Here is a 2,011-nt window from a genome sequence, read left to right as displayed (position 1 = left end):
GGATGCCGCGACCGAGCCTACATGGACGTATTTACGGCGCCCCCTGCCACCGGACCCACCCCGCCAACCCACAGGAACCCGGCTTTTGATCTTGCTCCGGCCTTGGCTCTGGCCTCTGCGGGTGCAGGGCGCAGCCCTGCAGGCAGAACCCCTACCTGAACAGGCCTTTTTGCGTGAAGTCTCAAACATCGTTTAGACTTGCGGGGTCTGCAGCGGCCGTCCGTTTCCCTCCGGGACCGCCGGCGACCTGGGTCCGCCCTCTTCGCCCGCCCCCACTCCGACGCCGTTCGTCACGCATTCCAGCCTGCGCTTCGTGCCGGCTGCACCCAATTCTCGCAGCGCGGTTCACGGGAACGCTCCGAGTCAGCCGATCAGTTTGATCTGCCCCCGTCTGTCCAGTCGGACAGGCGTTTCTTGTACTTGGAGCAAACTCAATGTCTTTTGAATCGCTGGGCCTGGCGCCCTTCCTGCTGCGTGCGCTCGCCGAGCAGGGCTACGAAAACCCCACCCCGATCCAGCAGCAGGCGATCCCGCTGGCGCTGGCCGGTCGCGACCTGCTGGCCGGCGCTCAGACCGGCACCGGCAAGACCGCCGCCTTCGGCCTGCCGCTGCTGCAGCACCTGGGCACCGCCTCGCAGGAAGTGCGCAGCGGCCCGCGCAAGCCGCGCGCGCTGATCCTGGCCCCGACCCGCGAACTGGCCACCCAGGTGCATGACAGCCTGCGCGGCTACAGCAAGTACCTGCGCATTCCCAGCGCATGCATCTACGGCGGCGTCGGCATGGGCAACCAGCTGGACATCCTGCGCCGCGGCGTGGACCTGCTGGTGGCCTGCCCGGGCCGCCTGATCGACCACCTGGAGCGTCGCAGCATCGACCTGTCCGGCATTGAACTGCTGGTGCTGGACGAAGCCGACCGCATGCTCGACATGGGCTTCCTGCCGTCGATCAAGCGCATCCTGGCCAAGCTGCCGAAGCAGAACCGCCAGACGCTGCTGTTCTCGGCCACCTTCGAGGACAACATCCGCCAGCTGGCGCTGGAGTTCATGCGCAACCCGGAACAGATCCAGGTGACGCCGAAGAACACCGTGGCCGAAACCATCACCCACCGCGTGCACCCGGTCGATGCCGGCCGCAAGCGCGACCTGCTGCTGCACCTGCTGGCGCAGGACAGCCGCGAGCAGACCCTGGTGTTCGCACGCACCAAGCATGGCAGCGACAAGCTGGCCACGTTCCTGGAGAAGTCGGGCATCAAGACCGCGGCGATCCACGGCAACAAGAGCCAGGGCCAGCGCCTGCGTGCGCTGGGCGACTTCAAGGCGGGCCGCGTGACCGTGCTGGTGGCCACCGACATCGCCGCGCGTGGCATCGATATCAACGAGCTGCCGAAGGTGATCAACTTCGACCTGCCGATGGTGGCCGAGGATTACGTGCACCGCATCGGCCGTACCGGCCGCAACGGTGCCACCGGCCAGGCGATTTCGCTGGTGGCGCAGGATGAAGTGAAGCTGCTGCGTGCCATCGTGCGCCTGCTGGGCCGCGACATGGACATCCGCGATGTGCCGGGCTTCGAGCTGCAGACGCCGATCCGCTGGGGCAACAGTGCACCGGGCAAGGCCGAGCACGATACCGGCGAGCGCGCACCGCGCAAGAACCACGCGCGCCGTCCGCACGGTGATGCACCGCGCCATGCGCATGCCGGCCCGAAGAAGTCCGGCGGCGGCCGTCGCGAGGGCGGTGGCAATGGCCAGCAGCGTGCCGGTGCGGGCGCGGGCCAGCGTCGTGGTGGTGGCGGCAATGGGGGCGGCCGTGGCCGCGGCCAGGGTGGCAACGGCGGCGGTCGCGCCGGCTGATCCCAGCTGAGAGTTGTTGTGCTTCCCGCTGCGCGGGGGGCTATCGAGGGACGGCGCTGAGGCGCCGTCCTTTTTTGTTGTGGGCTACCGGGTGATAGATCACGCGGTGGCAGTACCGAGGGCGGATGGGCATGGGGGCAGCGCAGAACACGCTGTAAATA

The 2,011-nt window shown here is 68.0% G+C and carries 1 protein-coding gene; it reads left to right on the top strand.

What is annotated here, in order from left to right; translation table 11 throughout:
- Positions 1-434: 434 nt before the first annotated feature.
- Positions 435-1,850 carry a DEAD/DEAH box helicase gene (locus tag QRO93_RS21360; protein WP_053448695.1) on the top strand — a complete coding sequence of 472 codons (1,416 nt, stop codon included), beginning with the start codon at positions 435-437 and terminating at the stop codon, positions 1,848-1,850.
- Positions 1,851-2,011 lie beyond the last annotated feature (161 nt).

The sequence above is a fragment of the Stenotrophomonas maltophilia group sp. Smal17 genome (assembly GCF_030237045.1).
Classification (GTDB): domain Bacteria; phylum Pseudomonadota; class Gammaproteobacteria; order Xanthomonadales; family Xanthomonadaceae; genus Stenotrophomonas; species Stenotrophomonas forensis.
The sequence above is the reverse complement of the archived record's forward strand: the minus strand, read 5'-3'. Positions and strand labels throughout refer to the sequence as shown.

What these genes read in the sequence shown, in the direction of transcription:
- QRO93_RS21360 (WP_053448695.1), top strand. Translation starts at nt 435, where the DNA reads ATGTCTTTTGAATCGCTGGGCCTGGCGCCCTTCCTGCTGCGTGCGCTC.